We start from the raw sequence: 6,523 nt of genomic DNA, 5'->3' as shown, positions 1-6,523 counted from the left end.
TTTCTTTAAAGGATGGCTGCTTCTAAGCCAACCTCCTGGTTGTTTTGGGATTTCCACATCCTTTCCCACTTAGCCACGAATTAGGGGCCTTAGCTGTAGGTCCGGGTTGTTTCCCTCTCCACGACGGACGTTAGCACCCGCCGTGTGACTCCCGCATATTGCTTTCGGGTATTCGGAGTTTGGTTGGGTTTGGTAAGACGGTAAGTCCCCCTAGCCCATCCAGTGCTCTACCCCCCGAAGCATTCATGCGAGGCGATACCTAAATATCTTTCGCGGAGAACCAGCTATTTCCCAGTTTGATTGGCCTTTCACCCCTAACCACAAGTCATCGGAGTCTTTTTCAACAGACACCCGTTCGGTCCTCCAGTGAGTGTTACCTCACCTTCAACCTGCTCATGGCTAGATCACTAGGTTTCGGGTCTAATACAACGAACTTGACGCCCTATTCAGACTCGCTTTCGCTGCGCATACGCCTATCGGCTTAAGCTTGCTCGTTAAATTAAGTCGCTGGCCCATAATACAAAAGGTACGATGTCACCCAGAACGTATCTTGGGCTCCATCTGTTTGTAGGTGTCCGGTTTCAGGTCTATTTCACTCCCCTCGTCGGGGTGCTTTTCACCTTTCCCTCACGGTACTGGTTCACTATCGGTCGCTGAGGAGTACTTAGGCTTGGAGGGTGGTCCCCCCACGTTCAGACAGAATTTCACGTGTTCCGCCTTACTCATGGATACATCATCGCATTACCCGTACGGGGCTATCACCCTCTGAGGCCCTGCTTTCCTGACAGGTTCCGGTTGTCTTTGATGTATCACTGGCCTGGTCCGCGTTCGCTCGCCACTACTAACGGAGTCTCGTTTGATGTCCTTTCCTCCGGGTACTTAGATGTTTCAGTTCCCCGGGTTCGCTTAAAACCTCCTATGAATTCAGAGATTTCATACCTTCACTTGATAACTGGAAATCCAAAACCTCACGGCTTGGTCTCACACATTGCTGTATGAACCCCAAGACACAAGGTCTTGGAGTTCCAGCTATCGAAGGTGGGTTTCCCCATTCGGAAATCCGTGGATCAAAGCTTCTTCGCAGCTCCCCACGGCTTATCGCAGCGTAGCACGTCCTTCATCGCCTCTCAGCGCCAAGGCATCCACCGAACACCCTTAAGGCACTTGATTGCTCTCATTATCAATGTCCACACACTCGGCAGAATGTAGTCCGCACAATTGTCTTGAGGTCGAAACCCCAGAACACGCCCCCTCGATGAAGGCTATGCGCGGCCGGACAATGATTAGAAAGACCAGCTTGCTTCGTAAGATCAACCCGATGGCGAGGCGGTCAAGCTTCACCAAAAAGATCATTTACAACTCACTCATCTCACTCATCTTGCGATAAGTTCGATGCGCGAGCGCCGAAATGACCTGGAGATTATGAATCGGATTCCGCAAATTGCTTTGCAGATCCAAAACTCGGATCAATCTCCTCTTTACGATGTCAGAAATCCCGCACGCACATCCCGTAGGATGCGACATGCGAAGTGATGTTTCGCGGACGATGTTTCGAAGCGCCTTGCTGAAAAGCAGTGCATCGGTCTTCAATTCCATCTGGTGGAGCCAGACGGGATCGAACCGACGACCTCATGCTTGCAAAGCACGCGCTCTCCCAGCTGAGCTATGGCCCCGTACCAGAAGACGAATGCTTCGCACTCGATCAAAGTGGTGGGCCTGGGAAGACTTGAACTTCCGACCTCACGCTTATCAAGCGCGCGCTCTAACCAACTGAGCTACAAGCCCTAACGCTTTTCCCTTGATAGGGCTCAGCGACTTGCTCGCGCGCAATCGGCTCGCGCCAATGCATCGCACCAGCGCAAGTCTCATCGCACAGCGCAAAGTCCTGGCGCGTGTTCGTCCGCGAAGAAAGAGAAACGTAGACGGCGAAATCCCGCCAATGCAGCTCAACAATCCTGACGATCGTTGGCCACTGATGTTTCTAAAACGATCCGATAGTTAGCCGAAGCTAAGCTGAAGGATCATCCTTAGAAAGGAGGTGATCCAGCCGCAGGTTCCCCTACGGCTACCTTGTTACGACTTCACCCCAGTCGCTGACCCTACCGTGGCCGGCTGCCTCCCTTGCGGGTTAGCGCACCGTCTTCAGGTAAAACCAACTCCCATGGTGTGACGGGCGGTGTGTACAAGGCCCGGGAACGTATTCACCGTGGCGTGCTGATCCACGATTACTAGCGATTCCAACTTCATGGGCTCGAGTTGCAGAGCCCAATCCGAACTGAGACGGCTTTTTGAGATTTGCGAAGGGTTGCCCCTTAGCGTCCCATTGTCACCGCCATTGTAGCACGTGTGTAGCCCAGCCCGTAAGGGCCATGAGGACTTGACGTCATCCCCACCTTCCTCGCGGCTTATCACCGGCAGTCTCCTTAGAGTGCTCAACTAAATGGTAGCAACTAAGGACGGGGGTTGCGCTCGTTGCGGGACTTAACCCAACATCTCACGACACGAGCTGACGACAGCCATGCAGCACCTGTCTCCGGTCCAGCCGAACTGAAGAACTCCATCTCTGGAGTCCGCGACCGGGATGTCAAGGGCTGGTAAGGTTCTGCGCGTTGCGTCGAATTAAACCACATGCTCCACCGCTTGTGCGGGCCCCCGTCAATTCCTTTGAGTTTTAATCTTGCGACCGTACTCCCCAGGCGGAATGCTTAAAGCGTTAGCTGCGCCACTAGTGAGTAAACCCACTAACGGCTGGCATTCATCGTTTACGGCGTGGACTACCAGGGTATCTAATCCTGTTTGCTCCCCACGCTTTCGTGCCTCAGCGTCAGTATCGGGCCAGTGAGCCGCCTTCGCCACTGGTGTTCTTGCGAATATCTACGAATTTCACCTCTACACTCGCAGTTCCACTCACCTCTCCCGAACTCAAGATCTTCAGTATCAAAGGCAGTTCTGGAGTTGAGCTCCAGGATTTCACCCCTGACTTAAAAACCCGCCTACGCACCCTTTACGCCCAGTGATTCCGAGCAACGCTAGCCCCCTTCGTATTACCGCGGCTGCTGGCACGAAGTTAGCCGGGGCTTATTCTTGCGGTACCGTCATTATCTTCCCGCACAAAAGAGCTTTACAACCCTAGGGCCTTCATCACTCACGCGGCATGGCTGGATCAGGCTTGCGCCCATTGTCCAATATTCCCCACTGCTGCCTCCCGTAGGAGTTTGGGCCGTGTCTCAGTCCCAATGTGGCTGATCATCCTCTCAGACCAGCTACTGATCGTCGCCTTGGTGAGCCGTTACCTCACCAACTAGCTAATCAGACGCGGGCCAATCTTTCGGCGATAAATCTTTCCCCGTAAGGGCTTATCCGGTATTAGCACAAGTTTCCCTGTGTTGTTCCGAACCAAAAGGTATGTTCCCACGCGTTACTCACCCGTCTGCCGCTGACGTATTGCTACGCCCGCTCGACTTGCATGTGTTAAGCCTGCCGCCAGCGTTCGCTCTGAGCCAGGATCAAACTCTCAAGTTGGACTTGAAACTTTAAACCGGCTGATCACAACGTTTGACGAGGTCCCACCATTTTTTGCCAGCCGAAGCTGACAAGCTGCCTGCGATTCACATCGCGGGCAACGATGGTGTAACCTATGTAAACGTGTACCGCCGAAGTCTTTCGTCCGGCCCCAACACTTCAATACTTGCGTATTCAAGTAATCGAGGCCCGCAAGGACTCCGCCGTCCACGTTTCTCTTTCTTCATCTTCACTTGTCAAACAGCCCGGGATCGCTGGGATCCCACCCTTCCACTTCTGGAAGGCTCCGCTACATCCTCATTCCGACGACAAATAACAACCGATTGTTATCGGCTGTTTGAGTCACTCATCGTAATGAGGAGCTTCACGGGCACGACCAGATGCCTTGGCCTCAGAGCCAATGCATCGCCGCGCTCAGTGGCCGGGTTATAGGCCCGCCCTATCGGACCTGTCAACAGCCATCGTCAACAAATTGTCGCATCGTGCGGAAGAAATTTTCGGCGCCCAGAAGTCCCTGTATTTAGAGGCTTTTGCCGCACTAGAGCCACAATCCTGCGACGTTCTGACGATAAGGTAAGCGTCAAAGCGCCGGATGTCAGTGGGGGCTGCCGGTGTCGATCTACCAGGGAACTGACGATTTTACGGGAACCCGTCGCCTTTCCCACGCGGCCGACAACTTCGAGAGATCTGCACACCATTGACGTTCGAGACTCCGGCCGGTCTTCTTCTGGCCTCTGATTCCCGAATATATCTATGCGTGCGGCACGCCATGCTCCGGGATCGCTCCCGAAAAAGGGACGAACAACAATGCGGTTCTGGATCGGGCGAAGGTCTTGTCGAATGCGGATGGAATTTGGGGGGATACGGGGTTGAGCCAGAGGGCGTCACGCGGGAGCGGCTACGGGCGCGAGACCGGGATCATTGATCTCGGTCACGAGCCGCCACTTTCCGTCGACGGCTCCGAGGCCGCGGTGATCGATCGCCGCCGCGTCTCGGTACAATGGTTTAGCGGCACTATCCTGACTGGTCTGTGCGGCGCAGCTCTTATCGGCGGCGCCGTTTTTGCGTCACTCGACGGCGAGATGACCTTTGCCAAGGTCCCGGAACGCGTCGAGGGCGCCTTGCGCGGCGCGTTCGGCGCCAACGACCGCACCGTCAGCCTGCACAAGAGCGACCGGCTGCCGCCGCCCGGCGAATCCAGCGCCTCGCGCAATGTGGTGCGGGTATCCACCGTCACCCGCGTCGGCACCCGCGACGTGATGCGGGTGCGGCCGTTCATCCGCATCTCCGGCAATCTGTCGATGACGACGAGCGACCTTTCCGCAAAGATCCCGCCGTTCAACGCCCAGCGCATGCTGACCGATGTCGGCAGCGCGGCGCCTGCCGCGTCCGACGATCCCAGTGCCGCCGACGCGGCCGAACCCGATGCCGAGGTCTCCTTCGTCACCAAGGACCTCGCCACCGTGCTGCCGAAGGCGAAGCTCGCCGCGGTGGTCGCGCTCGACGAAATCCTGCTGCGGGTGCGCGACGCCGCGAACTGGCGCGGCGCCGGCGGCGGGGTACGCTACACCGCGCTCGCCAACGCCACGGCAGACGCCAGTGGCACCCCATCCGATATGAAGCTGGCCTATGCCACCGAGGGCAACGTCTCCGATCCCTATGCCGGCTTTGAAACCCGCGTGGTGCCGGAAAACGTCACGCTGCTGGCCAAGACCAAGGAACAGATCACCGGCGGCAACCCGTCCGGCGAACGCGTTCACGTCGTGAAAAAGGGCGATACCGTCACCTCGATCCTGCGCGATCAGGGCGCCACCCCCGATGAAGCCAGGGCGATTGCCGCCATGCTCGGGCCCCGCGGTCGCGATGGCGGCCTGAAGGAAGGCCAGAAGCTGCGCATCCTGATGGCGCCGGCAAGCCCCGGCCCCGGGGTCCGGCTGCAGCCCTATCGCGTGATCGTCGCCAACGATACGACCATCGAAGCCGTCGCCGCGCTGTCGGACATCGGCAAATATGTCGCCGTCGACGTCCAAAGCATGAATACGGTTGCCGAGCCCGCCGACAGCAAGGACGACGACGATGATGATGACGGCACCGGTGTCCGGCTCTACCAGAGCATTTACGAGACCGCGCTGCGCAACAAGGTGCCGGCAACCGTCATCGAGGACATGATCCGGATCTATTCCTACGACGTCGATTTCCAGCGCAAGGTCCAGCCCGGCGACTCCTTCGACGTGTTCTATGCCGGCGAGGACGAGGGATCGGCGGTCTCCGAAAAGACCGAGGTGCTGTTCGCGGCCCTCACGGTCGGCGGTGAAACCAAGAAATACTACCGTTTCCAGACCCCCGACGACGCCGTGGTCGATTATTACGACGAGACCGGCAAGAGCGCGAAGAAGTTCCTGGTCCGCAAACCCGTCAACAACGCCATCATGCGCTCGGGCTTCGGCGGCCGCCGCCATCCGATCCTCGGTTACGTCAAGATGCACACCGGCGTCGACTGGGCCACGTCCTACGGCACGCCGATCTTCGCTTCCGGTAACGGCGTGCTCGAAAAGGTCGGCCCCGAGGGCGGCTACGGCAAATATATCCGTATCAAGCACAACAACGGCTACGAGACGGCCTACGGCCACATGTCGGCCTTCGCCAAGGGCATGGAGCCCGGCAAGCGGGTACGGCAGGGCCAGGTGATCGGCTTTGTCGGATCGACCGGCCAGTCGACCGGACCTCACGTCCATTATGAAATTCTGGTCAATGGTCGCTTCGTCGACCCGCTGCGCGTCAAGCTGCCGCGCGGCCGCTCGCTCGAGGGCCCCATGATGGCGGGCTTCGAGAAAGAACGCGATCGTCTCGATGCCCAGATGAGCAACCGCGGCAGCGCGGCGCGCGTCTCCGATGCCGCCGGCACCGCCGGCGCGCCGCCGGTACGCCAGGTCAGCAACCGCTGAATTTTTGATCAGATCCTGAAGGACCGAAATCACCGACACGCGATGTCGTGTGTCGA

1 protein-coding gene, 2 tRNA genes and 2 rRNA genes (1 of these 5 cut by a window edge) are annotated in these 6,523 nt (G+C 57.6%); 1 reads left to right on the top strand and 4 read right to left on the bottom strand.

Annotation, left to right across the window (positions count from 1 at the left end; all coding sequences use genetic code 11):
- The 4 genes from FFI89_RS04605 to FFI89_RS04590 form a co-directional block, all read right to left on the bottom strand.
- Nucleotides 1-1,170 (bottom strand): 23S ribosomal RNA (locus tag FFI89_RS04605); it reaches 1,675 nt to the left of the window's first position.
- 427 nt (nt 1,171-1,597) lie between these two features.
- Nucleotides 1,598-1,673 (bottom strand) — tRNA-Ala (locus tag FFI89_RS04600).
- Between the two features lie 35 nt (nt 1,674-1,708).
- Nucleotides 1,709-1,785: transfer RNA gene (locus FFI89_RS04595), tRNA-Ile, on the bottom strand.
- Between the two features lie 246 nt (nt 1,786-2,031).
- Nucleotides 2,032-3,522: ribosomal RNA gene (locus FFI89_RS04590) — 16S ribosomal RNA — on the bottom strand.
- Together the 16S and 23S rRNA genes with 2 tRNA genes alongside form the textbook arrangement of a ribosomal RNA operon.
- 869 nt (nt 3,523-4,391) lie before the next feature.
- On the opposite strand from FFI89_RS04590, the gene FFI89_RS04585 reads away from it, so the two are divergent.
- Complete coding sequence (locus FFI89_RS04585; RefSeq protein ID WP_138833317.1) at nt 4,392-6,467, top strand: LysM peptidoglycan-binding domain-containing M23 family metallopeptidase; 2,076 nt, start codon at nt 4,392-4,394, stop codon at nt 6,465-6,467.
- Nucleotides 6,468-6,523: the final 56 nt, after the last annotated feature.

This window comes from Bradyrhizobium sp. KBS0727, assembly GCF_005937885.2.
Taxonomy (GTDB): domain Bacteria; phylum Pseudomonadota; class Alphaproteobacteria; order Rhizobiales; family Xanthobacteraceae; genus Bradyrhizobium.
This window is presented reverse-complemented; position numbering and strand designations above follow the sequence as displayed.